The organism is Erwinia psychrophila (genome assembly GCF_039023475.1).
Classification (GTDB): Bacteria; Pseudomonadota; Gammaproteobacteria; order Enterobacterales; family Enterobacteriaceae; genus Erwinia.
Genome location: NZ_JBCHVB010000009.1, coordinates 78066 through 102000, shown reverse-complemented (window position 1 = coordinate 102000; position 23935 = coordinate 78066). Strand labels below are relative to the sequence as shown.

General features: G+C 56.4%; 23 protein-coding genes. 16 read left to right on the top strand and 7 right to left on the bottom strand.

All coding sequences use genetic code 11. The features are described 5' to 3' along the window. Window positions 1–134 precede the first annotated feature (134 nt). The 5 genes from ftsN (at window position 135) to rraA (ending at window position 4668) form a co-directional block, all read left to right on the top strand. A complete protein-coding gene (gene ftsN, locus AAH446_RS18300) occupies window positions 135–977 on the top strand; it encodes a cell division protein FtsN (RefSeq protein ID WP_342908102.1) in 843 nt (280 codons plus the stop codon). Window positions 978–1067: 90 nt separating this feature from the next. Then, entirely contained in the window at window positions 1068–1598 is a 531-nt protein-coding gene (gene hslV / locus AAH446_RS18295) for an ATP-dependent protease subunit HslV (protein WP_342908101.1), read from the top strand. A gap of 11 nt (window positions 1599–1609) precedes the next feature. Next, window positions 1610–2941 (top strand): HslU--HslV peptidase ATPase subunit, encoded by a 1332-nt coding sequence (hslU, locus tag AAH446_RS18290; protein WP_342908100.1) that lies wholly within the window; start codon window positions 1610–1612, stop codon window positions 2939–2941. Between the two features lie 205 nt (window positions 2942–3146). Continuing rightward, window positions 3147–4076 (top strand): 1,4-dihydroxy-2-naphthoate polyprenyltransferase, encoded by a 930-nt coding sequence (locus AAH446_RS18285; RefSeq protein ID WP_342908099.1) that lies wholly within the window; start codon window positions 3147–3149, stop codon window positions 4074–4076. Window positions 4077–4182: 106 nt separating this feature from the next. Continuing rightward, window positions 4183–4668 (top strand): ribonuclease E activity regulator RraA, encoded by a 486-nt coding sequence (rraA, locus tag AAH446_RS18280; protein ID WP_342908098.1) that lies wholly within the window; start codon window positions 4183–4185, stop codon window positions 4666–4668. Between the two features lie 81 nt (window positions 4669–4749). Here the strand turns inward: rraA and zapB are convergent, their stop codons facing one another. Further along, window positions 4750–4989 (bottom strand): cell division protein ZapB, encoded by a 240-nt coding sequence (gene zapB, locus AAH446_RS18275; protein WP_342908097.1) that lies wholly within the window; start codon window positions 4987–4989, stop codon window positions 4750–4752. A 448-nt stretch (window positions 4990–5437) separates the two neighbouring features. Between zapB and AAH446_RS18270 the strand changes: the two genes are divergently transcribed. From AAH446_RS18270 to glpX, 3 genes are all read left to right on the top strand, one after another. Next, window positions 5438–6283 carry an MIP/aquaporin family protein gene (locus AAH446_RS18270; protein WP_342908096.1) on the top strand — a complete coding sequence of 282 codons (846 nt, stop codon included), beginning with the start codon at window positions 5438–5440 and terminating at the stop codon, window positions 6281–6283. A 34-nt stretch (window positions 6284–6317) separates the two neighbouring features. Next, window positions 6318–7829, top strand: coding sequence for a glycerol kinase GlpK (gene glpK, locus AAH446_RS18265; protein WP_342908095.1), 1512 nt, complete (start codon window positions 6318–6320; stop codon window positions 7827–7829). Window positions 7830–8061: 232 nt separating this feature from the next. Next, on the top strand, window positions 8062–9072 hold the full coding sequence (gene glpX, locus AAH446_RS18260) for a class II fructose-bisphosphatase (protein ID WP_342908094.1): 1011 nt from the start codon (window positions 8062–8064) through the stop codon (window positions 9070–9072). A 68-nt stretch (window positions 9073–9140) separates the two neighbouring features. Here glpX and emrD read toward each other — a convergent pair whose 3' ends face one another. Then, the gene (gene emrD, locus AAH446_RS18255) at window positions 9141–10319 is read right to left on the bottom strand and encodes a multidrug efflux MFS transporter EmrD (RefSeq protein WP_342908093.1); all 1179 of its coding nucleotides are present in this window, start codon (window positions 10317–10319) and stop codon (window positions 9141–9143) included. Between the two features lie 305 nt (window positions 10320–10624). Between emrD and fpr the strand changes: the two genes are divergently transcribed. Continuing rightward, window positions 10625–11371, top strand: coding sequence for a ferredoxin--NADP(+) reductase (gene fpr / locus AAH446_RS18250; RefSeq protein WP_342908092.1), 747 nt, complete (start codon window positions 10625–10627; stop codon window positions 11369–11371). 46 nt (window positions 11372–11417) lie between these two features. On the opposite strand, the gene AAH446_RS18245 is transcribed toward fpr, so the two are convergent. After that, window positions 11418–11852 carry a DUF805 domain-containing protein gene (locus tag AAH446_RS18245; protein WP_342908091.1) on the bottom strand — a complete coding sequence of 145 codons (435 nt, stop codon included), beginning with the start codon at window positions 11850–11852 and terminating at the stop codon, window positions 11418–11420. Between the two features lie 91 nt (window positions 11853–11943). On the opposite strand from AAH446_RS18245, the gene AAH446_RS18240 reads away from it, so the two are divergent. The 3 genes from AAH446_RS18240 to AAH446_RS18230 all read left to right on the top strand — a co-directional run bounded on the left by AAH446_RS18240 (window position 11944) and on the right by AAH446_RS18230 (window position 16121). Further along, entirely contained in the window at window positions 11944–12531 is a 588-nt protein-coding gene (locus tag AAH446_RS18240) for a DUF1454 family protein (protein WP_342908090.1), read from the top strand. A gap of 119 nt (window positions 12532–12650) precedes the next feature. Beyond that, entirely contained in the window at window positions 12651–13418 is a 768-nt protein-coding gene (gene tpiA, locus AAH446_RS18235) for a triose-phosphate isomerase (protein WP_342908089.1), read from the top strand. 303 nt (window positions 13419–13721) lie between these two features. Continuing rightward, on the top strand, window positions 13722–16121 hold the full coding sequence (locus tag AAH446_RS18230) for a phosphoketolase family protein (protein WP_342908088.1): 2400 nt from the start codon (window positions 13722–13724) through the stop codon (window positions 16119–16121). Between the two features lie 33 nt (window positions 16122–16154). Here AAH446_RS18230 and AAH446_RS18225 read toward each other — a convergent pair whose 3' ends face one another. Further along, window positions 16155–16736 (bottom strand): LysE family translocator, encoded by a 582-nt coding sequence (locus tag AAH446_RS18225; RefSeq protein ID WP_342908128.1) that lies wholly within the window; start codon window positions 16734–16736, stop codon window positions 16155–16157. A gap of 136 nt (window positions 16737–16872) precedes the next feature. On the opposite strand from AAH446_RS18225, the gene AAH446_RS18220 reads away from it, so the two are divergent. Beyond that, a complete protein-coding gene (locus tag AAH446_RS18220) occupies window positions 16873–18330 on the top strand; it encodes an aminotransferase-like domain-containing protein (protein WP_342908087.1) in 1458 nt (485 codons plus the stop codon). A gap of 3 nt (window positions 18331–18333) precedes the next feature. Here the strand turns inward: AAH446_RS18220 and AAH446_RS18215 are convergent, their stop codons facing one another. After that, window positions 18334–18957, bottom strand: a complete 624-nt coding sequence (locus tag AAH446_RS18215) for a glutathione S-transferase family protein (RefSeq protein WP_342908086.1) — start codon at window positions 18955–18957, stop codon at window positions 18334–18336. 44 nt (window positions 18958–19001) lie between these two features. Here AAH446_RS18215 and AAH446_RS18210 point away from each other — a divergent pair, with 44 nt between their 5' ends. Then, a complete protein-coding gene (locus AAH446_RS18210; protein ID WP_342908085.1) occupies window positions 19002–19853 on the top strand; it encodes a PhzF family phenazine biosynthesis protein in 852 nt (283 codons plus the stop codon). A 33-nt stretch (window positions 19854–19886) separates the two neighbouring features. Here AAH446_RS18210 and AAH446_RS18205 read toward each other — a convergent pair whose 3' ends face one another. Beyond that, window positions 19887–20645: an SDR family NAD(P)-dependent oxidoreductase gene (locus AAH446_RS18205; protein ID WP_342908084.1), complete on the bottom strand. Its 759-nt coding sequence runs from the start codon at window positions 20643–20645 to the stop codon at window positions 19887–19889. A 114-nt stretch (window positions 20646–20759) separates the two neighbouring features. Between AAH446_RS18205 and AAH446_RS18200 the strand changes: the two genes are divergently transcribed. Together AAH446_RS18200 and yhjD are read left to right on the top strand one after the other, a co-directional pair. Then, window positions 20760–21659, top strand: a complete 900-nt coding sequence (locus AAH446_RS18200; RefSeq protein WP_342908083.1) for a LysR family transcriptional regulator — start codon at window positions 20760–20762, stop codon at window positions 21657–21659. Between the two features lie 59 nt (window positions 21660–21718). Next, window positions 21719–22723 carry an inner membrane protein YhjD gene (yhjD, locus tag AAH446_RS18195; protein ID WP_342908082.1) on the top strand — a complete coding sequence of 335 codons (1005 nt, stop codon included), beginning with the start codon at window positions 21719–21721 and terminating at the stop codon, window positions 22721–22723. Window positions 22724–23004: 281 nt separating this feature from the next. On the opposite strand, the gene AAH446_RS18190 is transcribed toward yhjD, so the two are convergent. Continuing rightward, window positions 23005–23769 carry a CDP-diacylglycerol diphosphatase gene (locus tag AAH446_RS18190; protein WP_342908081.1) on the bottom strand — a complete coding sequence of 255 codons (765 nt, stop codon included), beginning with the start codon at window positions 23767–23769 and terminating at the stop codon, window positions 23005–23007. Between the last annotated feature and the right edge of the window lie 166 nt (window positions 23770–23935).

The following is a 23935-nucleotide window of genomic DNA, read 5'->3' as shown; positions in this document are numbered from 1 at the left end:
GAGAATCAGCAGATTCTTAATGGTATCGCTGCTGGTCAAACTTCCGGCCCTTGAGTAACATGGCGAGCTGACAGCCGGGCGCGACATCTTGTTTTTCCCAGCCTCACCTTTTATTGATTATTAGCGGAACGATAGTGGCACAAAAAGATTACGTAGGCCGCGGGCGTTCGACAGGGACGCGTCGCAAAAAGACCAACAGCCGCAGTAAAAAGCGCAGTAGTGGTTCAGGGGTATCGAAGATAATGATGGTGCTTGCCGTTGCGGTACTGGTCTCCTTTATCGGCGGTTTATGGTTTATCGCGCATCAGAAGAAAGAAGAGACGCCGGTGCCGGACCATAAAGCGGTCGGTAACGGCTTGCCGCCCAAGCCGGAAGAGCGCTGGCGCTACATCAAAGAACTGGAAAACCGCCAGATCACCGTCCCTGCGCCAAAAGAACCCTCAGCGGGCGGCGAAGTCCATTCTCAGACGCAGCTCACCGACGAGCAGCGCCAGCTGCTGGAACAGATGCAGGCGGATATGCGTCAGCAGCCAACCCAGCTGAATGAAGTTCCCTGGAACGAGCAGTCCCCTGCACAGCAGCAGCAGACGCTTCAGCGTCAGCAAACTCAGCTCCAGCAGCAGTCGCGCACTCAGCCGCCGCCTACCCGTCCTCAGCCCGTCGCGCCGCGTGAACCGGTTCGCCAGGCGCCGGAAGGCCGCGTTCAGCCAAAAGCGGAACCGAAGCCAAAAGAGGTGAAAAAGGCAGATCCGCAGCGCTGGATGGTGCAGTGCGGCTCCTTTAAAGGTACCGATCAGGCCGAATCCATTCGCGCTCAGCTGGCCTTCGAAGGGTTTGAAAGCCATATCACGACCGGCGGCGGCTGGAATCGTGTGGTTATCGGGCCGTACAATAATCGCTCAGGCGCGGACAGCACGCTGAAACGCCTGCGCGGTTCTGGCCACACAAATTGTATTCCTCTCTCTATCGGGGGTTGAAACCCTTCAAACCCGCCCCATATCTGGTTGCATCAATGCCCCACATAAAAAGTGTGGGGACATCTTCTTACTGCAACAAGGGGTCTGCCCGTGACAACAATTGTAAGTGTTCGACGCAACGGCCAGGTAGTGATTGGCGGTGATGGCCAGGCTACCCTCGGCAACACCGTGATGAAAGGCAACGTCAAAAAAGTGCGTCGTCTCTATAATGACAAAGTCATTGCCGGTTTTGCCGGCGGTACCGCAGATGCCTTTACCCTGTTTGAACTCTTTGAACGCAAGCTGGAACTGCATCAGGGTCATCTGGTGAAGGCGGCCGTTGAACTGGCCAAAGACTGGCGTACCGATCGCATGCTGCGCAAACTGGAAGCCCTGCTGGCGGTAGCGGATGAGAATGCCTCTCTGATTATTACTGGTAATGGCGACGTTATTCAGCCTGAAAACGATCTGATTGCCATTGGTTCCGGTGGTCCTTACGCGCAGGCTGCGGCCCGTGCGCTGCTGGAAAATACCGAGATCGGCGCACGCGACATTGTGGAAAAAGCGCTGGGTATTGCAGGCGATATCTGCATTTACACCAACCATCATCTCACCATCGAAGAATTACCGTCTAAAGCGTAAGGATCCTAATTATGTCTGCAATGACCCCGCGCGAGATCGTCAGCGAACTGAACAGATTTATCATCGGCCAGGAAGGCGCTAAACGCGCCGTCGCGATCGCCCTGCGCAACCGCTGGCGCCGCATGCAGCTCGATGAAGAGCTGCGCCATGAAGTCACGCCGAAAAACATTCTGATGATCGGCCCGACCGGCGTAGGTAAAACAGAAATTGCCCGCCGTCTGGCCAAGCTGGCCAATGCGCCTTTCATCAAGGTAGAAGCGACCAAGTTCACTGAAGTGGGCTATGTGGGCAAAGAAGTGGATTCTATTATCCGCGATTTGACCGATTCAGCCATTAAGATGGTGCGTTCTCAGGCCATTGAGCGGAATCGCTACCGCGCTGAAGAGATGGCGGAAGAGCGCATCCTTGACGTGCTGATCCCACCGGCTAAAAACAACTGGGGCCAGTCTGAAGGCGCGTCTGAACCTTCTGCTGCACGCCAGTCCTTCCGCAAGAAGCTGCGTGAAGGCCAGCTGGATGATAAAGAGATCGAAATCGACCTGGCCGCTGCGCCGATGGGCGTGGAGATCATGGCACCGCCGGGCATGGAAGAGATGACCAGCCAGCTGCAGTCGATGTTTCAGAATATGGGCGGCCAGAAGCAGAAGCCCCGCAAGCTGAAGATCAAAGACGCGATGAAAATGCTGGTGGAAGAAGAAGCCGCCAAGCTGGTTAATCCTGAAGAGCTGAAGCAGGAAGCGATTGATTCGGTTGAGCAGCACGGCATCGTGTTTATTGATGAGATCGATAAAGTCTGTAAGCGTGGCGAAAGCTCAGGCCCGGACGTTTCCCGTGAAGGCGTTCAGCGCGATTTGCTGCCGCTAGTTGAGGGCTGCACCGTCTCCACCAAGCATGGCATGGTGAAGACCGATCATATTCTGTTTATCGCTTCCGGCGCATTCCAGGTTGCCAGCCCGTCAGATCTGATCCCGGAATTGCAGGGTCGTTTACCTATCCGCGTTGAGCTTCAGGCTCTTACCACGCACGATTTCGAACGTATTCTGACTGAACCGAGCGCTTCCGTGACCGTGCAGTACAAAGCGCTAATGAAAACGGAAGGCGTGGATATTCACTTCACCGAGGATGGGATCTCCCGTATCGCGGCAGCGGCATGGCAGGTGAACGAAACGGCTGAAAATATCGGCGCGCGTCGTCTGCATACGGTGCTGGAGCGTCTGATGGAAGATATCTCCTATGACGCCAGCGATCTGGATGGCGAATCCATTACGATTGACGCTGAGTACGTGAGTAAACATCTTGATGAGCTGGTCGCGGATGAAGACTTAAGCCGCTTTATTCTTTAACCCGGCAGATCACGTTGAATGAGAGGAGGCTCCGGCCTCCTTTTTTACGCCTGAAATCCCTCCTTTTTCTGCCCCAGACGGTGAAAAAGACGCAGTGTCCGCCTGTATCCTTGACGAAGATTAATTCCTCCACCGGGGGCAGCCAGTAAACTGGCGGCAAATCAACCGGGCTCAGGCCCGTTTTGCCCGCCGGGACGATGCGACTATGACGGAAAACATTCACTCAGCTCCTGCTCTCACCCTGCCGCGCGCCTGGCTGGAGAGCTTAAGGTTGCGGACGCTTCCGCTGGCCTGTGCGTCAATTCTGACCGGGTCAGCGCTGGCCTGGTGGCAGAACACCTTCAGCTTCCCGATAGCCATTCTTGCCCTGCTCACCACAGTCCTGCTGCAAATCCTCTCTAACCTGGCGAATGACTATGGTGATGCGCTGAAAGGCAGCGATACGCCAGCGCGTATTGGCCCGCTTCGGGGGATGCAAAAAGGGGCGATAACGCTGCCGCAGATGCGCGCGGCGCTGGGCATTGTCGTCACGCTGACGATCGTTTCAGGCCTGCTGCTGGTGCTTTATTCCTGTCAGTCGCTCCGCGATATACTGGGATTCCTCGCGCTGGGTGCGCTGGCGATCGCGGCGGCAATTGCCTACACGGTCGGTAAAAAACCCTACGGCTATCTGGGGCTGGGCGACGTTTCCGTGCTGATATTTTTTGGCTGGCTGGGCGTTATCGGCAGCTATTATCTCCAGGCCCACAGCCTGCAGCCGGTACTCTTCTTACCCGCCACCGCCTGCGGCCTGCTCGCTGTCGCCGTGCTGAACGTCAATAATATGCGCGATATTGAAAGCGACCAGCAGCATGGCAAACACACGCTTGCGGTGAGACTGGGCGCGCTTAACGCCCGACGCTACCACGCCGCCCTGCTGGCCGGTTCACTCCTCTGCCTGAGCCTGTTCGCGCTGGTCGCTTGCCAGGGCCTGAACGGCTGGCTGTTTATGCTTTCAGCGCCGCTGCTCGCCAGCCAGGGACGCTTCATTTTCCGGCAGACTGCGCCCGTCGCCATGCGACCGATGCTGGGTAAAACCGTCAAAGCCGCCCTGCTGGTCAACGTGCTTTTTTCACTCGGGCTGCTCCTCGCTTAATTGCGATGTGGTTGACCCATCGCAACTTTTAACAATTGATGATTTTGCCAACACCCTTGGGAAAGCGATATACTTAGCTTTCCTGCTGCAAACAGACGAACCCCTTATGAAATATGATACTTCTGAACTCTGCGACATCTATCATGAAGATGTGAACGTCGTTGAACCGCTCTTTTCAAACTTCGGTGGGCGCACCTCGTTTGGCGGGCAAATCATCACGGTAAAATGTTTCGAAGACAACGGGCTGCTCTTTGATTTGCTGGAGGAAAACGGCCGTGGTCGCGTGCTGCTGGTTGACGGCGGTGGTTCCGTTCGCCGGGCGCTGGTTGATGCGGCGCTGGCACAGCTGGCGGTGCAGAATGAGTGGGAAGGTATTGTGGTCTATGGCTCGGTGCGTCAGGTGGACGACCTTGAAGAGCTTGATATCGGTATTCAGGCCATCGCCGCGATCCCTGTAGGCGCAGCCGGGGAAGGCATTGGCGAAAGCGACGTGCGGGTTAATTTCGGCGGCGTTACCTTCTTCTCTGGTGACCATCTTTATGCTGACAATACCGGCATTATTCTGTCAGAAGATCCGCTCGACCTCGAATAACAGTGCGGCCATTGAGCATGGCAGCGCTAAGCCAGTAACAAAAACGGGTGCCAGCGGCACCCGTTTTTACGTCCGTAAAAATCAGACTTCTTCCATTTTACCCAGCAGGGCACGCAGACGTTCCTGCCAGACCTGCTGCTCTTCCTTTAAATGCTGGTTTTCACGCACCAGAGATTCGCTATTTCCCGCAGCCTGCTGAACCTGCTGATTCAGATTGTTGTTCTGCTCTTTCAGCTCTTCAATTTCCATCTGCAGCAGAGTGATGGTATCAATCGCCTGCTGTACCTTTGCTTCCAGTTTCTCGAATACTTCAAATGACATTGTAAATGACCTCTCCTAATCGCAAGGCGTTGATGATGCTAGCCGCAGATCATGAGGGGTAAGCCGGCATTCCGCGGATAACAACGATACACCGATTGTAAGTAGACCCGCCCGCCAAGTCCAGCAGGGAACCTGTACAGGGTGCAGTCTGTAACAATTTTCGGCGCAGACCTGGAATTGGCAACCTTGCCAACGTTAAAAGTAAGTGTTTAGTTAACAGCGTGAGACAAAAAACCGCTAAACGAAACGGGAAATGATGTTTCAGGAAAGCCAAAAGACGCGAAAACGCTCATTTTTTTGACGCAGAGCACAACTTTTGATTTCGCTATTTCTCGTTTATGCTCGTTAACGATAAATTCACATCAGCCCTACAAAAGATTAGGGCGACTCAGGGAATGAGAAAAAAAGCGCTGTACAACATTTAACCTCGCCTTCAGGAAATGCCATCATGAGTCAAACAACAAGCACGCTGAAAGGGCAGTGCATCGCCGAATTCCTTGGTGTCGCCACCATTATCTTTTTTGGTGCCGGCTGCGTCGCCGCCATGAAGCTGGCAGGCGCCAGTTTTGGTCAGTGGGAAATCAGCATCGTCTGGGGTATTGCCGTGGCTATGGCGGTCTATCTCAGCGCGGCCATTTCCGGCGCACACCTTAACCCGGCCGTTACCATCGCACTTTGTCTGTTTGCCAGTTTCGATCGCCGCAAGGTCGCCCCCTATATTCTCGCGCAGGTCGCGGGTGCCTTCTGCTCCGCTGCGCTGGTTTACGGGCTCTACTACAATTTGTTTATCGACTACGAGCAGTCTCACCAGATGGTGCGTGGCACGGTAGAAAGCCTTGACCTGGCCGGCATCTTCTCCACTTATCCGAACCCGCATATCAGCGTGGGTCAGGCGTTCCTGGTTGAGGCTGTGATTACTGCGGTAATGATGGGTCTGATCATGGCGCTGACCGATGACGGTAACGGTTTGCCGCGCGGCCCGATGGCTCCGCTGCTGATCGGCCTGCTGATTGCAATCATTGGCGGCGCTATGGGTCCACTGACCGGCTTCGCCCTCAACCCGGCGCGTGATTTCGGCCCGAAAATTTTCGCCTGGCTGGCGGGTTGGGGTAACGTTGCCTTTACCGGCGCCCGTGATATCCCTTATTTCCTCGTGCCGATTTTTGGCCCGATCGTCGGTGCCAGCGTCGGCGCATTTGGCTATCGTTATTTGATCGCCCGCAACCTCCCTGTAACGACCATGGAGGAGAAAGAAGAGAAGTCGGTAGCGCGTGCCGAACAGCGTAAAGCGTAAGTCGCTAACCCTTTACACCATCAGGAATTGAATTATGACTACAGAAAAAAAATATATCGTCGCGCTCGATCAGGGTACAACCAGCTCCCGTGCGGTTGTCCTCGATCATGACTCCAATATCGTGGCGGTATCCCAGCGCGAATTTCAGCAAATCTACCCTAAGCCAGGCTGGGTTGAACATGATCCGATGGATATCTGGGCTTCGCAAAGCTCAACGCTGGTAGAAGTGCTGGCCCATGCGGATATCAACTCTGACGAAATTGCCGCGATCGGCATTACCAACCAGCGCGAAACCGCAATTGTCTGGGATAAAGAGACCGGTAAACCGATTTACAACGCCATCGTCTGGCAGGATCCCCGCACCGCTGACTACTGTTCGAAACTGAAAAAAGAGGGGCTGGAAGAGTACATTCAGCACACCACTGGCCTGGTGATTAACCCTTACTTCTCCGGCACCAAGGTGAAGTGGATTCTGGATCATGTTGAAGGCTCGCGCGATCGTGCGAAGCGCGGCGAACTGCTGTTTGGTAACGTCGACTCCTGGCTGGTCTGGAAAATGACGCAGGGACGGGTGCATATCACCGACTACACCAACGCCTCGCGTACCATGATGTTCAACATCCACAAGCTGGAGTGGGATCAGCGTATGCTGGATATCCTGGATATCCCGCGTGAGATGCTGCCTGAAGTGAAATCCTCTTCTGAGGTTTACGGCCAGACGAACATCGGCGGTAAAGGTGGCACGCGTATTCCTATTGCCGGTATTGCGGGCGACCAGCAGGCTGCGCTGTATGGTCAGCTCTGCGTCCAGCCGGGGATGGCGAAAAACACCTACGGCACCGGCTGCTTTATGCTGATGAACACGGGTACGGAAGCGGTTACCTCCACCAACGGCCTGTTGACCACCATCGCCTGTGGCCCGCGCGGCGAAGTGAACTATGCGCTGGAAGGCGCGGTATTTATCGGCGGCGCTTCCATTCAGTGGCTGCGTGACGAGATGAAGCTGATTGGCGACGCGACCGATTCTGAATATTTCGCCATGAAGGTAAAAGACAGCAACGGTGTTTATATGGTGCCAGCCTTTACCGGCCTTGGCGCGCCATACTGGGACCCCTATGCACGTGGCGCCATCTTTGGCCTGACGCGCGGTGCCAACGCTAACCACATCATCCGCGCCACGCTGGAGTCTATTGCCTACCAGACGCGCGACGTGCTGGAAGCGATGCAGAATGACGCCGGTACCCGTCTGCAATCTCTGCGTGTGGATGGCGGCGCGGTAGCCAACAACTTCCTGATGCAGTTCCAGTCCGATATCCTGGGCACCCGCGTGGAGCGCCCGGAAGTGCTGGAAGTGACCGCGCTGGGTTCCGCCTACCTGGCTGGCCTTGCGGTAGGCTTCTGGAAAGATCTGGATGAGGTCCGCGCCAAGGCGGTGATCGAACGCGAATTCCGTCCAGGCATCGAAACCAGCGAGCGCAACTACCGTTATGCCGGCTGGAAAAAAGCCGTTGCCCGTGCCCAGGCATGGGAAGACCACGAAGAGTAACCTCCTCGCCCGCAATCGCCATGATTGCGGGCGTTTTCCTCCCCGCCACGCCATGATTCTCGCGCTACCCCATTTCCAAAACCCATAATAAATCCGCCACTGGATTTTCATGCCGAACCGAAGCGGCAAAGCTGCTCAGCGATAAGCGACCGTAACGCGATGATGAAGAATGCTGGCGTTTTCCCTTCCTGCCATGCCAGACTTCCCGCCTCAACACTTTCCGGAACCCATTATGAAACGAGAACTCGCCATTGAATTTTCACGCGTAACGGAAGCGGCGGCGCTGGCTGGCTATAAATGGCTGGGACGCGGCGACAAGAACGCGGCAGACGGCGCGGCGGTGCACGCCATGCGTATTATGCTCAACAAGGTGGATATTGACGGGCAAATCGTGATTGGCGAGGGAGAAATTGATGAAGCTCCCATGCTTTATATCGGTGAAAAGGTCGGCAGCGGCCAGGGTGATGCGGTGGATATCGCGGTTGACCCCATCGAAGGCACGCGCATGACCGCGATGGGTCAGGCTAACGCGCTGGCGGTGCTGGCCGTCGGGGATAAAGGCACTTTCCTGAACGCGCCTGATATGTATATGGAAAAGCTGATTGTGGGGCCAGGTGCCAAAGGCGCGATTGACCTTAATCTTCCGCTTGAAGAGAATCTGAGAAATATTGCAGCCGCGCTTCAGAAGCCACTCCGCGAGCTGACGGTCACCCTTCTGGCAAAACCCCGCCACGATGCCGTTATCGCCGCTCTCCAGCAGCTGGGCGTGCGCATTTTTGCCATTCCGGATGGGGATGTTGCCGCCTCGATTCTGACCTGCATGCCGGACAGCGAAGTTGATGTGCTCTATGGCATTGGCGGCGCGCCGGAAGGCGTGGTGTCCGCAGCGGTGATCCGTGCCATGGACGGGGATATGCAGGGCAGACTACTGGCCCGTCACCGGGTCAAAGGGGACTCGCCGGAAAACCGCAAAATTGGCGAGCAGGAGCTGGCACGCTGCCGCGAAATGGGAATTGAGGCTGGGAAAGTCCTGCTGCTGGGCGAAATGGCGAAAAACGATAATGTCATTTTCTCCGCCACCGGCATCACCAGCGGCGACCTGCTGAAAGGGATTACCCGCCAGGGCAATATCGCCACCAGCGAAACGCTGCTGGTTCGGGGTAAGTCGCGAACTATTCGCCGCATTCAGTCCATACATTATCTGGATCGCAAGGACGAGAGCCTGCATCCTTTTATTCTGTAACCCAGCGTGAATGAGCCAGGCCAGCCCTGAGGCTGGCCTCTTTCCACCCCATCATCCGATAACCGCGCCTATACCGCATGCGGCTCCGGTCGCCGGGAAAGCGGCAGCCAGCAGAGCAATATCAGCAGCGCCATCCCAAACATCAGCATGCCCAGACTGAACTGCCCGTTCTGCGGCAGCAGGGCCGACAGCCACGCCGCCAGGCCCGACCCCAGATTTTGCAGCCCTCCCAGCAGCGCGCCTGCCGATCCGGCCACATAAGGCCAGGGCTCCATTGCGCCGGTTGTCGCCAGCGGAAACAGCATACCGGCGCCAAAGAAAAACAGCGAGGCGGGGACAATCAGCGTCCAGATAGACATCACGCCGAACCAGGCCGGGATCCACATCAGCGCGCCCGCCAGCAGACAGCTGTTCACCGCCCACCACATCAGCTGTGGAAAGGGCCGGTTTTCATGACCGGCGAACCAGGCCCCAAAGAAGGCCGCAGGCACCGGCAGAATAAACAGCAGGCTGACGGTAAGGCTGTTCAGACCCAGCACGCCCCCCATCAGTACGCCGCAGCTCGCTTCAAATACCGCAATACCGCCGAGGGCGCCCATCAGCATAATCAGATAGCGGACAAAAGTGCTGTCTGCCAGCAGTGGGCGATAGCGTGAAAAGAGCGCCCGCTTTTCCAGCGGCGCAGGACGAGTTTCCGGCAGCCAGCGGATCATCGCTATGCCAACGGCCAGGCAGAGCGCCAGCAAAAAGGCAAAGCAGGCATGCCAGCCCAGCAGATGCGTCAGCACCGCGCCAATAATCGGCGCCACCAGCGGACTGACCAGAATGCCCATATTGAGCAGGCTGTTCGCATGGCGCAGCGCGCCGCCGGAATAGAGATCGCGCGGCATGGTACGGGCCATAACGCCTGCCACGCCGGTACCCAGCCCCTGCACCGCACTTCCCACGACCAGCCAGTCGAACGTGGGCGCACAGAGTGCAATCAGCGTCCCGATAACAAATATGCTCAGCCCCGCCAGAATCACCGGACGGCGGCCAATATTATCCGACAGCGGCCCGTAGAGAAGCTGAGAGCCGCCATAGGTGATGAGATAGGCGGCCATCACGCGCTGCACCATGCCGTCACGCACGCTAAAAGCCTCCGCAATGGTCGTCATAGCGGGCACATAGATGGTTTGTGCCATTTGTCCGACAGCGACCAGCGCAATCAGCAGGATCAGCAGATACCCGTTTTCTATTTTTTTCATTTTCTTCAGTAGAATAAGCGGCCAGAACGTCATTTAAAAAATGAACTGACCAGAAAAACAAACTTGTTGGCGTGGAAAATATCAGGAACCGGCGACAAAGCGAGAGGCGAGCCTAAAATGCCCTGGCGGCAGGTGTCAGCGTTTACGGGCAGCGCCGTAAATCAAACTGTACGTTATAGTAAGGGGATTGCCTGGCGAATTTGTCGATACGAGCTTTGTTGCTGACAGAGACTGGAAAAAAGGGCGCCCAGTGGCGAAGATACCCCGTCAATGCCAACCGCCCCACAACGACTAAGGAGTTGTTTATGGCCGAATGGGTTAATGCCAGAGTCAAAAAAATGGATAACTGGACAGAGAGCTTGTTCAGCCTTACGGTCACCGCGCCCATCGCCCCCTTTACCGCCGGCCAGTTTGCCAAACTGGCGCTGGAGATCGACGGCGAGCGCGTGCAGCGCGCCTATTCCTATGTGAATGCACCCTCCGATGAAAACCTGGAGTTTTACCTGGTCACCGTGCCTGAGGGGAAGCTCAGCCCTCGCCTGCATGCGTTAACGCCGGGCCAGGAGGTGATGATGACGAAAGAAGCCGCCGGCTTCTTTGTGCTGGATGAGATCCCGGAATGCGAGACGCTGTGGATGCTGGCAACCGGCACGGCAATCGGCCCCTATCTCTCCATTCTTCAGGAAGGGAAAGGGCTGGAACGGTTCAGAAATATCGTGCTGGTGCATGCTGCGCGCTACGCGCAGGATCTGAGCTACTTGCCGCTGATGCAGACGCTCCAGCAGCGTTTTGATGGCCAGTTAAAGATTCAGACCGTGGTCAGCCGGGAAGAGGCTTCCGGCTCGCTGACGGGACGGGTGCCCGCGCTTATCGCCAGCGGAGAACTGGAGGCCGCCGTAGGCTTGCCCATGGAGGCTGCCAGCAGCCATATCATGCTCTGCGGCAACCCTCAGATGGTGCGTGATACGCAGCAGCTGCTGAAGGATACGCGGGAAATGCGTAAGCACCTGAAGCGTAAACCCGGACATATCACCAGCGAACATTACTGGTAGCGCCGATCGGCTATCGCAGCCAGCCTGTTCCGGCAGCGCAGCCCTATCAGGCCATTCTGCGGCCGGTATAATTCACTGGCTGCGGAGCTTTACCAAAGCGGTTTTCCCCCGGCGTTCCGCGACAGAGGCCCAGCTCCAGCAGGAGGGCGACCAGAATCAGCGTGGGGATAAAGCGGCCCGGCACCCACTGCCAGCTGGCGGGGAGCATATCCCAGTTGCCGGCCAGCAGCATCCAGGCAACAATCAGCAGTAGCCCCCAGTATCCCGCTTTATTGCGGTCATGCAGCCGTTTCACTATTACCGCGCTGGTTGGCCATAGCAGGCAAACCACACCAAATGCGGCATTTTGCGAACTCAGCCAGCCGTTTGCCGCCAGGGTAAAGAGCAGCGTCATCAGCACCAGCCAGAGCGTCAGCCAGATCCAGAGATCCCGCCGCCTCAGTCTGCCACGATATGAAAAACACCACGCTTGCAGGGTCATTTTTTATCCCTCAGGAAAGCCGCAGGCTTTGACTTTGCCGGTCATTGTCCGTTCTAATCTGCTGCTGAATGGAGCGATCGGGGCGAATACTATGAAAAAAGCGATCTTTACGGGCCTGCTGCTGCTGATACAGGCTACAGCGTATGCCAGCAAGCCATCACCGCAGTCTCGCGTTGAGCATATGCCAACCGCGCCCTATCTTCTGGCAGAATCGCCCACTTTCGATATGACCATCGGTCAGTTTCGTGAAAAATATAATGCTATCAACCCGGCGTTACAGATTGCTGACTACCGTGCCGTCGACAGTCGCGGTGATAAAAGTAATTTGACCCGAGCCGCCAGCAAGATCAATGAAAATCTTTACACGTCCACCGCGCTGGAACATGGAACAGGTAAAATTAAAACGTTACAGGTTACCTGGCTACCGGTTCCCGGCCCGGATGCGCAGGTGGCCCGGGATAGAGCCCGCGCCTATATGGCTGCGCTGATGCGTTTTTTCGAAACTAATCTGGATGAAGAGCAGAGCCTGAAACGGCTTGATGAACTGCTGAAGAAGGGACAAGGATCGCGTTATTTTACCCAGACGGTTGGGGCATTGCGTTACGTGGTCGCGGACAACGGTGACAAAGGACTGACCTTCGCCGTTGAGCCGGTAAAACTGTCGCTGGCTGCCGACTGAGCGGCCGGTAAAGATGACGAAAAGCAAAGCCTTTCGGGGTTTTGATCTCTATACTGTCTGGCAGACAACGCTGCCTGGCAGCGTAATTTAACAGAATCGCGCTAAGCGTGGAGGATAAGATGCGACATCCGCTAGTCATGGGTAACTGGAAACTGAACGGCAGTAAAACTCTGGTCAAAGAGCTGATTGCCGGTCTGCGCGACGAACTGAGCACCGTTGACGGTTGTGGCGTAGCCATCGCTCCACCGGTGATGTATCTGGATCTGGCAAAGCACGCCGCCTCCGGTAGCCATATCGCGCTGGGCGCGCAGAACGTGGACGTTAACCTCTCCGGTGCCTTCACGGGTGAAGTCTCAGCAGACATGCTGAAAGACATCGGCGCGAAGTACATCATTATCGGCCATTCAGAGCGTCGCACCTACCACAAAGAGAGCGATGAGCTGGTCGCGAAGAAATTCGCCGTGCTGAAGAATGCTGGCCTGATCCCGGTACTCTGCATCGGTGAAACCGAAGCGGAAAACGAAGCCGGTAAAACTGAAGAAGTTTGCGCGCGCCAGATTGATGCGGTGCTGACGACTCAGGGCGCGGAAGCGTTTAACGGCGTGGTTATCGCCTATGAGCCCGTCTGGGCTATCGGCACCGGTAAATCGGCAACCCCGGCACAGGCTCAGGCCGTGCACAAATTTATCCGTGACCATATTGCGAAGCAGGATGCAGCCGTGGCTGAACAGGTCATTATCCAGTACGGCGGTTCCGTTAACGATAAAAACGCCGCTGAACTCTTCGCTCAGCCGGACATCGACGGCGCGCTGGTTGGCGGCGCCTCGCTGAAGGCTGACGCCTTCGCGGTGATTGTGAAAGCCGCCGCCGCAGCGAAAAACGCCTGATGCGTCATCCTGCCCCGGCTTCGGGGCAGGATATCACTTCTTCTGTTTGTTCTGCCCCACCAGATACTTTAGCTTTTCCGCACTCTGGCGATTTCTAAAAGCCTGACTAAACCTTTTCCTGTTTCTCTGCCGGACGCCAGCCAGGCCTTTATGTAACTGATATCGTTCTCATCCCCGATTCAACGTCGCTGTGTAAACAATTTTTAGTTGTGCTGTCATAATGCTCTGTTCCACGCGCTTTTCCTGCACAACCGACTCTGGCGTCTATGCTTTTATCAGACTTTACTTCTGAGGAGGAGCACGATGGATACGACTTTGTCACCACCCATGTCCGATCGGGAACTCGCACTGATTGACCGTTACTGGCGCGCCGCCAACTACCTTTCCGTTGGCCAAATCTACCTGATGGATAACCCTCTGCTGCGTCAGCCCCTGCTGCCTGAACATATCAAGCCGCGCCTGCTCGGCCACTGGGGCACCACGCCCGGCCTGAATTTCATCTATGCCCATTTAAACCGCATCATTCGCCAGCGGGAGCTGGATCTGCTTTATATCTGCGGGCCGGGCCATGGTGGACCTGGCATGGTGGCCAATACCTGGCTTGAAGGCAGCTACAGTGAAATTTACCCCCGCATCAGCGAAGATGCGGAAGGCATGCGCAGGCTGTTTAAACAGTTTTCCTTTCCCGGCGGCATTCCCAGCCACGCCGCCCCGGAAACGCCCGGCTCCATTCACGAAGGTGGCGAACTGGGCTACTCGCTGGTTCATGCTTTTGGCGCCGTCTTCGATCATCCGGATCTGATTGTGCCCTGCGTGATCGGCGATGGTGAAGCGGAGACCGGACCGCTCGCCGCCAGCTGGCACGGTACAAAATTCCTGAATGCGGCCCGCGACGGCGCTGTCCTGCCCATCCTGCATCTCAACGGCTATAAGATTGCCAACCCAACGCTGCTTGGCCGCGCCAGCGACAGTGATTTACAGCAGCTCTTTAGCGGATATGGCTATGAACCCCTGTTTGTGGAAGGCGAGGATCCACAGCTTATGCACCGGCAGATGGCGGAAGTGCTGGATAAGGCTTTTGACCGCATTCGCCAGTTCCAGCAGGAAGCCAGAAGTGGCCAGGCGCACAGCGCTGTCCCGCGCTGGCCGATGATTGTGCTGCGCAGCCCGAAAGGCTGGACCGGTCCCAAAACGGTTGACGGTAAAAAAGTTGAAGGCTTCTGGCGCGCGCACCAGGTGCCGGTCTCCGCATGCCGGGAGAATGATGAGCATCGCCATATTCTGGAGAACTGGCTGAAGAGCTACCGGCCTGAAGAACTCTTTGATGAGGCGGGCAGCCTGAAACCCGAGCTGAAAGCGCTGGCACCGGAAGGCGATAAGCGAATGGGCGCCAGCCCGTACGCCAACGGTGGACGGCTGCGTAAAGAGCTTAACGTTCCGGATATCCGTCAGTTTGCCGTGGAGGTGACCAGTCCCGGTGAAACGCAGGAGCAGTCAACGGCGGTGCTTGCCAGCTATCTCAGCGCTATTTTCAGCCAGAACCCGGATAACTTCCGCCTGTTCGGCCCGGATGAAACCGCCTCCAACCGCCTGAGCAAAGTGTTTGACGTCACCAGCCGTACCTGGATGGAAGCCATCCGCTCCTATGATGAACAGCTCGCGCCCGATGGCAGAGTAATGGAGATCCTCAGTGAGCATCAGTGTCAGGGCTGGCTTGAAGGCTACCTGCTGACCGGCAGACACGGGCTTTTTACCTGCTACGAAGCCTTTATTCATATTATCGATTCCATGTTTAATCAGCATGCGAAATGGCTGAAGGTGACGCGCGATCTGCCGTGGCGAAAACCCGTTTCATCGCTGAACTACCTGCTTTCATCCCACGTCTGGCGACAGGACCACAATGGCTACAGCCATCAGGATCCGGGTTTTATCGATCATGTTGCCAACAAGAAAGCCGATATTGTCCGCATTTATCTTCCGCCTGACGCTAACACGTTACTCTGGGTCGGCGATCACTGTTTGCGGACCTGGGACCGTATCAACGTGATCGTGGCAGGCAAGCAGCCGGAGCCGCAGTGGCTGAGTATGGATGAGGCCATTAAGCACTGTGAAAAAGGGATGGGGATCTGGCCCTGGGCCGGGAATGAAAAACCCGGCACCTCACCTGACGTTGTGATGGCCTGTGCGGGCGATATTCCCACAATGGAGACGCTGGCGGCGGTAGACCTGCTGCGACAGATGCTGCCCGAGCTGAGCGTCCGGGTGGTTAACGTCGTCGATTTACTGGCGCTGCAAACCAAAGATCAGCACCCGCACGGCCTGGGTGAGGAGGAATTTGACGCCCTGTTCACTCAGGATAAGCCCGTCATCTTCGCCTTCCACGGCTACCCGACGCTGATCCACCGGCTGACCTATCAACGCAATAATCACGCTAATTTCCACGTGCGGGGCTTTAATGAAGAAGGCACCACCACCACGCCATTTGATATGACCGTGCTGAACGGGCTGGATCGTTATCATCTGGCGCAGGAAGCGATTATGCGGGTACCCGGCCTGCAAGAGCGGGCAGCAGACGTGCTGGACCAGCTGGAAGAAAAACTGGCGGCCCACCATGCTTACGTCCGGGAACATGGCGAGGACATCCCCGAGGTACAGAACTGGAAATGGCCATCGCAGGCAAGTGAAGGCGAGGCACCAGAGTAAACGTGGGGCGGCATAAAGCCGCCCTTTTCAGCCTCAGTACAACGCTTCAACCAGCATCCAGCATGTTGTGACCACCAGCGAAAATGCCATCAGGGTATTAAATAAACGCAGCTTCCACACGACCTGCAAATGCTTTCCCAGCCGGTCTCCCAACGCGGCCCATATCAGAATACAGGGCAGATTAAGGAGCATAAAACCCACCATCACTGCCAGAATGCCGCTGTTGGCGGTGTACATCAGCGCCACGTTGGTTGCCATCAGCCACGCCTTTGGATTAACGGCCTGAAACAGCGCGCCGCCGGCCATCGTCATGGGGCGGGCTTTCTCACGCAGTTCCGGCGCCCCGGCGCGAAAAATTTTCCAGGAGAGCCAGAGCAGATAGCCGCAGCCCAGTAAGGTAAGTGGCACCCTGACTGCGCCCATCCATTGTAACAACACCTCCAGCAGCATTCCGGCGATCGCCGTCTGTAGGGCACAGCCAACCATGATCCCCATCAACATGGGCAGCGTCCTGCGCAGACCAAAATTCACGCCTGAAGTGGCCAGCATCAGGTTATTTGGGCCTGGCGTTATCGACATTACGGTTACATAGCTGAAGAAAGAGGGATCAAGCATCGTCATGTGTCCTGCATTCAAAGAGAACACCATGTTAAAAGCGGAACGCCGATGGTAACAGATTCAGAAGCAGACTATTGTTATGGGTACAGTCAACCCTGACTGTCGATTGTACCTGTCAACAGGCGAGGCCATTGTGTCCATTGTCGATTCTCCCGAAAGCACGCTCTATCATCAACTGGCGGAAACGCTGGCTTCCGCCATCCACAGCGGCACTTTTCCACCCGCCAGCCGCCTGCCAGCAATTCGTCGCTGCGCCAGTAATCACCAGGTGAGTGTCAATACCGTGCTGTCAGCCTACCGGATACTGGAGGACCGTGGGCTGATCGAAGCCCGCCCTCAGTCGGGTTACTATGTGCGGGGCGTGCTGCCCGCAGTGAAAGCGAATAATGAGCATGGCGCCAGGGTACTTTCGCCGGGAAGCGAGAAGCTGGATTTAATCGATGCCGTCTTTGCTGCCCAGAATCATCCGGACTATATCAATATCTCTCTGGCCTGCCCGCAGAACAGCGACTTTTTTCCCACGGCAAAACTCAACCGCATTATGGCATCTCTGCTGCGCAGGGAGCCGGCGCTGACAGGCCGCTACGCGCTGCCTCCGGGCAGTGAACGCCTGCGCCGTGAAGTAGCCCGCCGCGCAATGGATGTCGGTATGACGCTGAACGCCGGGGATATTACGCTGACGCACGGCTGTATGGAGGCACTCCAGCTCGCCCTGCGCGCGGTGACCCGCCCCGGCGACTGCGTCGGGCTGGAAACCCCCACCTATTTTTATCTCTTTCCTTTGCTTGCCAGTCTGGGTCTGAACATTATTGAAATCCCGACAGATCCCCAGTACGGAATGTCGCTGGATGCGCTGGAGCTGCTGTTACAGGAGCAGCGTCTCCAGGCCATTATCGCCATGCCCACCGTGCAGAATCCGATGGGATGTACCATGAAGCTGGAGGACAAAAAGCGGCTGGCGCACATGGTTAACCACTATCAGGTGCCGCTGCTTGAGGATGGACTCTATGGTGAACTTCAGTTCTGCTGGCCGCTGTCGCCTGCCGTTAAGGCTTTTGATCGGGAAGGATGGATAATCTACTGCACCAGCTTTACCAAAACCCTGGCACCAGATTTTCACGTTGGCTGGATGGCGGCGGGACGCTTCAACGAAAAGCTGGCGAGGCTGAAGGCCGTCTCTTCGCTGGCTGAATCACGGCTGTTATCTGAAACCATCGCCCTTTTTCTGGCCTCGGGCGGCTACGATCGTCATCTGCGTACGCTCCGCCGCCGCTATGCGGCCCAGCTGGATGAGGCGCGTGGCATTATTGCCCGCCATTTCCCCCAGGGCACCCGCGCCACGCTGCCCAGCGGCGGCTTTGTTTTCTGGGTCGAACTGCCCGGGAACGTTGACGGCGTGGCGCTGTTTCACCGGCTGCTGCTGGAGAAAATCTGTCTGACGCCGGGCGCACTCTATACGCTGAGCGAGCGTTGCCGCAGCGCGCTGCGCCTTTCCTGCTGCTATCCCTTTGACGAACGCTACACCTATGCGCTGAAGCGCACCGGTGCGCTTGCCTGTGAAATGAGCGGAATAGCAGCGGGCATGGCCTGACGGTCAGGGCGTGCCGTTTCTTCCCCAGGTGGCATACCCTTTACGCTGGGTCAGCCTTTCATAGTAGGCGCGTACGGCAGGCAGATCAGCGTGCTCGAGCGGCGTTTCATACCAGCGATTGACCGAGAGCCCGATGGGAATATCGGCCAGAGAAAAGGCGCTGCCGGCAACGTAAGCGCCGGTGCTTTCCAGCTGCTGGTTAAGGATGCCCATCGTATACGTCCAGCCTTTGCAGGCTGCGGCCAGCAGGCGCGGATCCCGATGGGCCGGGGAGTGCCGTACCAGTGACATAAAGGCATAGCGCCAGGCGGTATTCAGTTCGGTCGCCTGCCAGTCGATCCATTGATCAACGCGCGCGCGCTCACGGGGGTTAAGCGGATAAAGCCAGCTTCCTTCACGGGCATTGGCGAGATAGCGAATAATGGTATTGGATTCCCACAGAACAAAATCTTGATCCTGAATAACCGGGATCGTGGCGTTGGGATTGAGCTTTTTAAATGCCGCCTCATGCGGTGACCGGAATCCTTCTCCCCAGTCTTCCCGCTCAAAGGCGATGTCCAGTTCATCACAAGTCCAGAGTACTTTTCTGACATTAATCGACGAGGTGCGTCCCAGTATTTTCAGCATAATATTGTTACCCTCAAACAAATTACTTCCGGAGGGCTTTAACTATGACGCAGTTACGCGCATTTAAACAGGTTGACGTGTTTACCTCTTCACCGCTGGGCGGCAACCCGCTGGCGGTGATTATGGACGGGGCGGGCCTTACCGATGAGCAGATGAAGGCGATCGCACGCTGGACGAACCTGTCCGAAACGACCTTTGTATTGCCGCCCGACCATCCGCAGGCTGATTACCGGGTAAGGATTTTTACACCGGACACCGAGTTCCCTTTTGCCGGCCATCCGACGCTTGGCACGGCTCACGCTCTGCTTGAGAGCGGCATCGCCCTGAAAACGCCCGGTCAGATTGTGCAGGAGTGTGGGCTTGGCCTGGTGACGGTTAAATGCGCTGCCGACGGCGCGCTGGCCTTTGCGGCGCCTGAAGCGATTCTGACCGGATTCAGCGATGCCCCGCTCGGAGCCGCCCTTAACAGCGAGGCGATTGAAACGCAGCTGCCGGTCACCGTTGCCGACATGGGCATTCGCTGGCTGCTGGTGCCCATGACGTCAGCCGAAGCGGTACTGGCGATTAAACCCAACGTGGTGGAATTTGAACGCCTGATGCGTAAAGCCAGAGTGGACGGCGTGATGCCATTCGGGCCGCTGGACGGCGAGCCTGAACGCTATGAGGTGCGCGGCCTGCTGACCGAACGGGGATCGCTGGTGGAGGATCCGGTCACCGGCAGCGCCAACGCCTGCCTTGCCCGCTATTTCCAGGCGCAGGGCGTAGAGCTGGACTACCGCGTCCGTCAGGGAACGGCGATTGCGCGTGCGGGCCGGTTGAGCGTCACTTATGCGGCAGATGGCGTCTGGATTGGCGGCCAGACCCTGACGGTGATTGAGGGCACCCTACGCCTCTGACGTCGCAAAGAGCGCCCTGTGTTCTCAGAGCGCCTAGAGGAACATGCCGCCCGAGGCTTCAATACGCTGCCCGTTGATCCAGCCGCTGCGATCGCTGAGGATCTGCGCGATCGCATCACCAATATCATCCGGCTTTCCGACGCGTCCCAGCGCCGTCTGGGAGGCAACGAAAGCGTTTACCTCCGGATTATCACGCACCATCCCGCCGCTGAAGTCCGTTTCAATCGCCCCCGGCGCCAGAATATTGACGGCAATGCCCCGCGCGCCCAGCTCTTTCGCCTGATAGCGGGTCAGCACTTCCATCGCCCCTTTCACCGCTGCATAGGCGCTGGAACCGGGCAGGCTGAAGCGGGCCAGGCCGCTGGAGATATTAAGTATCCGGCCGCCGTCCGCCATCAGCGGAAGCAACGTCTGGGTCAGGAAAAACGGGCCTTTAAAATGGATGTTCACCATTTCATCAAACTGCGCTTCTGTCGTTTCCATAAAGCTGGCATGCAGCGCCGTGCCTGCGTTGTTTACTAAATAATCAAAGGTGTCGCGTTGCCACACCTTATTAAGCTGTTCTTTGATGGCTTCAGCAAAAGCCGCGAAGCTGCTGCTGTCAGCGACATCCAGCTGTAGCGCCACGGCACGAGCACCTGTCGCCTCAATGCGTCTGACAACCGCCTCTGCTTCCTGCTGCTGACTGCGCCAGGTCAGAATGATATCAACACCCGTTTTCGCCAGTTTCAGGGCCGCATTTTCACCTAAACCCCGGCTGCCGCCGCTGATCACTGCAATTTTCTGGTTCATTCTTCTTTGCCTCTGGTTATCTGTGGACAAAAAAAGCATATTACCTTCACGTTCAGCTATAAACTGCCTTAAGTACGCTTTACTGTTTCATTAGTAACAACAATGAGCGCAAAAATGGATAAAATTCACGCAATGCGGGTCTTTATCAGGGTCGCGGAATTAAAGAGCTTTACGCAGGCCGCTGAGGATCTGGGTCTGCCTAAAGGTAGCCTTTCCCGCCAGCTACAGGCGCTGGAAAATGCGTTAGGCACCCGGCTACTGCAGCGCACCACCCGCCGGGTTGAACTCACCCATGACGGTCAAATCTACTTCGAACGCTGTCGTGATGTTCTGGCAACCCTGGAAGAGATGGATTCGCTGTTTCAACACGAACCCGCTACCCTCAGCGGACGCCTGCGCGTGGATATGCCCGTTAACCTGGCGAGTGATTATATTATTCCCCAACTTCCCGCTTTTCTTCAGCACTACCCCGGCATTGAGCTGGAGCTTAGCAGCAGCGACAGGCGGGTCGATGTGATACGTGAAGGTTTTGACTGTGTTGTCCGTATAGGTTCGCTGGAGGACTCCGGGCTGATAGCGCGACCGCTGGGGCATCTGAGGCAGCTCAACTGCGTCAGTCCCGGTTATATTGAACGTTTCGGTACGCCGCGCTCGCTGGAAGATCTCTCGCAGCATGCGGTGGTGCATTATGGTCAGCAGCTGGGCACGCAGACGCCGGGCTTTGAGTTTTTTGACGGAAAAAATCGCCATATCATCAAAACCGGCGGTGCGTTAACGGTCAACAGTACGGCGTCCTATCGCGCTGCCTGTCTGGCGGGCCTGGGCATTATTCAGGTGCCGGAAATAGGGGTAAGAAAGGCACTCAACGAAAAAAAACTGGTCGAAATCCTGCCGCATTTCCTTGCCGCACCGCTGCCGGTTTCGCTGCTTTATCCCCATCGCCGCAACCTGGCCCGCCGCGTTCATGTCTTTATGGAATGGCTCACGCAGGCAATGAAAGGCTACGTCGCCTGAGCAGCGGCTATAATTTTAGCCATGCCGATATTTAACAAAGGATCAGAGAAGAAGAACTCATGAAGGAAAATCAACCAGCAGAAAGCCAGCGTGGCGAAGAAAAGCCGCTGATCAATTTCAGGACCGGAAACGCTACGGTTGATAAATCCATCTCGCGAGTTTCGCGTTTTATCAGCTGGTTTCAGTCCATTCCTGCCGTCGCTCACTTCCTGCGGGCCGGCGAGCGGTTTACCGACCGTCTGGGTAGCCAGTTCGGTGCCGCCATTACCTATTTTTCGTTTCTGTCTTTAATCCCGATACTGATGGTGTCGTTTGCCGGCGTGGGGTTTGTCCTGGCGTCCAATCAGGATTTGCTGACTGAACTGATCAATAAGATCGTGAGCAACATCAGCGATCCAACGCTGGCGACCACGCTGAAAAATACCGTTAATACGGCTGTTCAGCAGCGTACCACCGTCGGCCTGACCGGTTTAGCTATCGCGCTCTATTCTGGCATAAGCTGGATGGGAAACCTGCGTGAAGCCATACGGGCCCAGTTCCGGGACGTCTGGGAACGTAATAAGCAGGACCAGGAGAAGATCTATTTTAAGTACACGCGCGACCTCATTTCACTGATGGGCCTGGTACTGGCGCTGATCGTGACGCTTTCGCTGACGTCCATTGCGGGAGCGGCCCAGGCGGCTATCGTTCGCGCTCTGGGACTGGAAGGTATTGAGTGGCTGCGCCCTGCTATGACGCTGATCGCCCTGTCGATCTCAATTTTTGCCAACTACCTGCTCTTCCTGTGGATTTTCTGGATTCTGCCGCGTCATAAGCCACGTAAGAGAGCGCTGTTACGCGGTACGCTGCTGGCGGCAATTGGCTTTGAGATCATTAAATTCATTATGACCCTTACGCTGCCGAAGCTGGCTTCCTCGCCTTCCGGTGCCGCCTTCGGCTCGGTGCTTGGGCTGATGGCCTTTTTCTACTTCTTCGCCCGCCTTACGCTGTTCTGTGCCGCGTGGATCGCGACGGCGAAGTATAAAGATGATAAGCCCATCGAGGCAGGTCATAGTAAGTCATAAGCGTTTACCTCTTCTGAGGCAGCGGTAGCTGAGCAGGCTTAAGGCTGCTGCCGTGCCGCCCCGGAAGGCGGAAAGCGCCTGATAGACTGGAAAAAGAGAAGGCTGGAGTAATAGAGGCTGCGCTGGCAGAGAGGGCTGGAGCGTCTGTCGCACACTGTCGCGGCCGGATAGAGGTAAAGTGCGGCGGGTAGTATCACTCGCAATCAGAATCTGTTTGCGAGTCCGCTCTTTATTACTGACCTGATAGCGCAATGGCGTTCGCTGCAAGCACCTTTCTAAGGTTAAGAGAGCGCATTAAGCAGCTGACAGCTGTGATCCTGAAGCTCTTCTGCCGACGCCGGGTTGAGCAACATTAAATTCCGCTTCACCACCATCAGCGCACGACGGTTATTCGACAAGGCCGCCACGGCGAAGCTGTATTTCCCCATCTCATTACGCGCGTCCGGCAGTTCGTTAGCGATGCGGACAAAGGGGCTCATGCGCTTGATTTCGTCCCGGGTAACCGCCCTGATTTGATAGACGTTATCGCCTAACTGTGCCGACTGCCATTTGGCGCTCAGTGAACTATCCAGGCTGTTTAACCGCTGACGGATATCCGGCCGCAGGCAGGAAATATGAATATGCAGCTGATTTTGCGTTCTGCCGATCCGGGAGTTCACGCTCAGTGCGACGGCACTGTCTTTGATCTCTTTTCCCCAACGCTGGGCCATAAAATGCCGCGCGCGCCAGGCTTCAGCAACAAAGTTGGGCGTATAGGGGTTAAGCAGTTCAGGACTTTCAATCCCGCTGATTTTTTCAACCGGCAGCAGTAAGTACTGTAACGGACCGTTGCGATCCTTCAGCACCACATAGCCGTTATGGAGATCGACCAGCCGACAGGGTGTGGGATCGTTATGTTGAAGCTGATTCGGAACGCACTTCTGACTGACGATATTCCACAACGCGTCGGATCGCTGCTTATAGTCCAGCACCATTGAGCCACAACCGGCCGTGACGATCAGACCCGTCAACGCTACAGTAATCAGGATCCGCCTTCGCCCCTGCATAATCTAAACCTCTGGTCATCATTTGCGCATAATGTAATCGAAGCAAAGATGAAGGTCATGTTAAATCAGTGCCGGGCCCCGCCTTTTTATCCCGGCTGACGATTCAGGCATTTACTATCTCAAATTGCGCCTCTGTTAACGACGGAGTGACGCATTAAACGGGTTA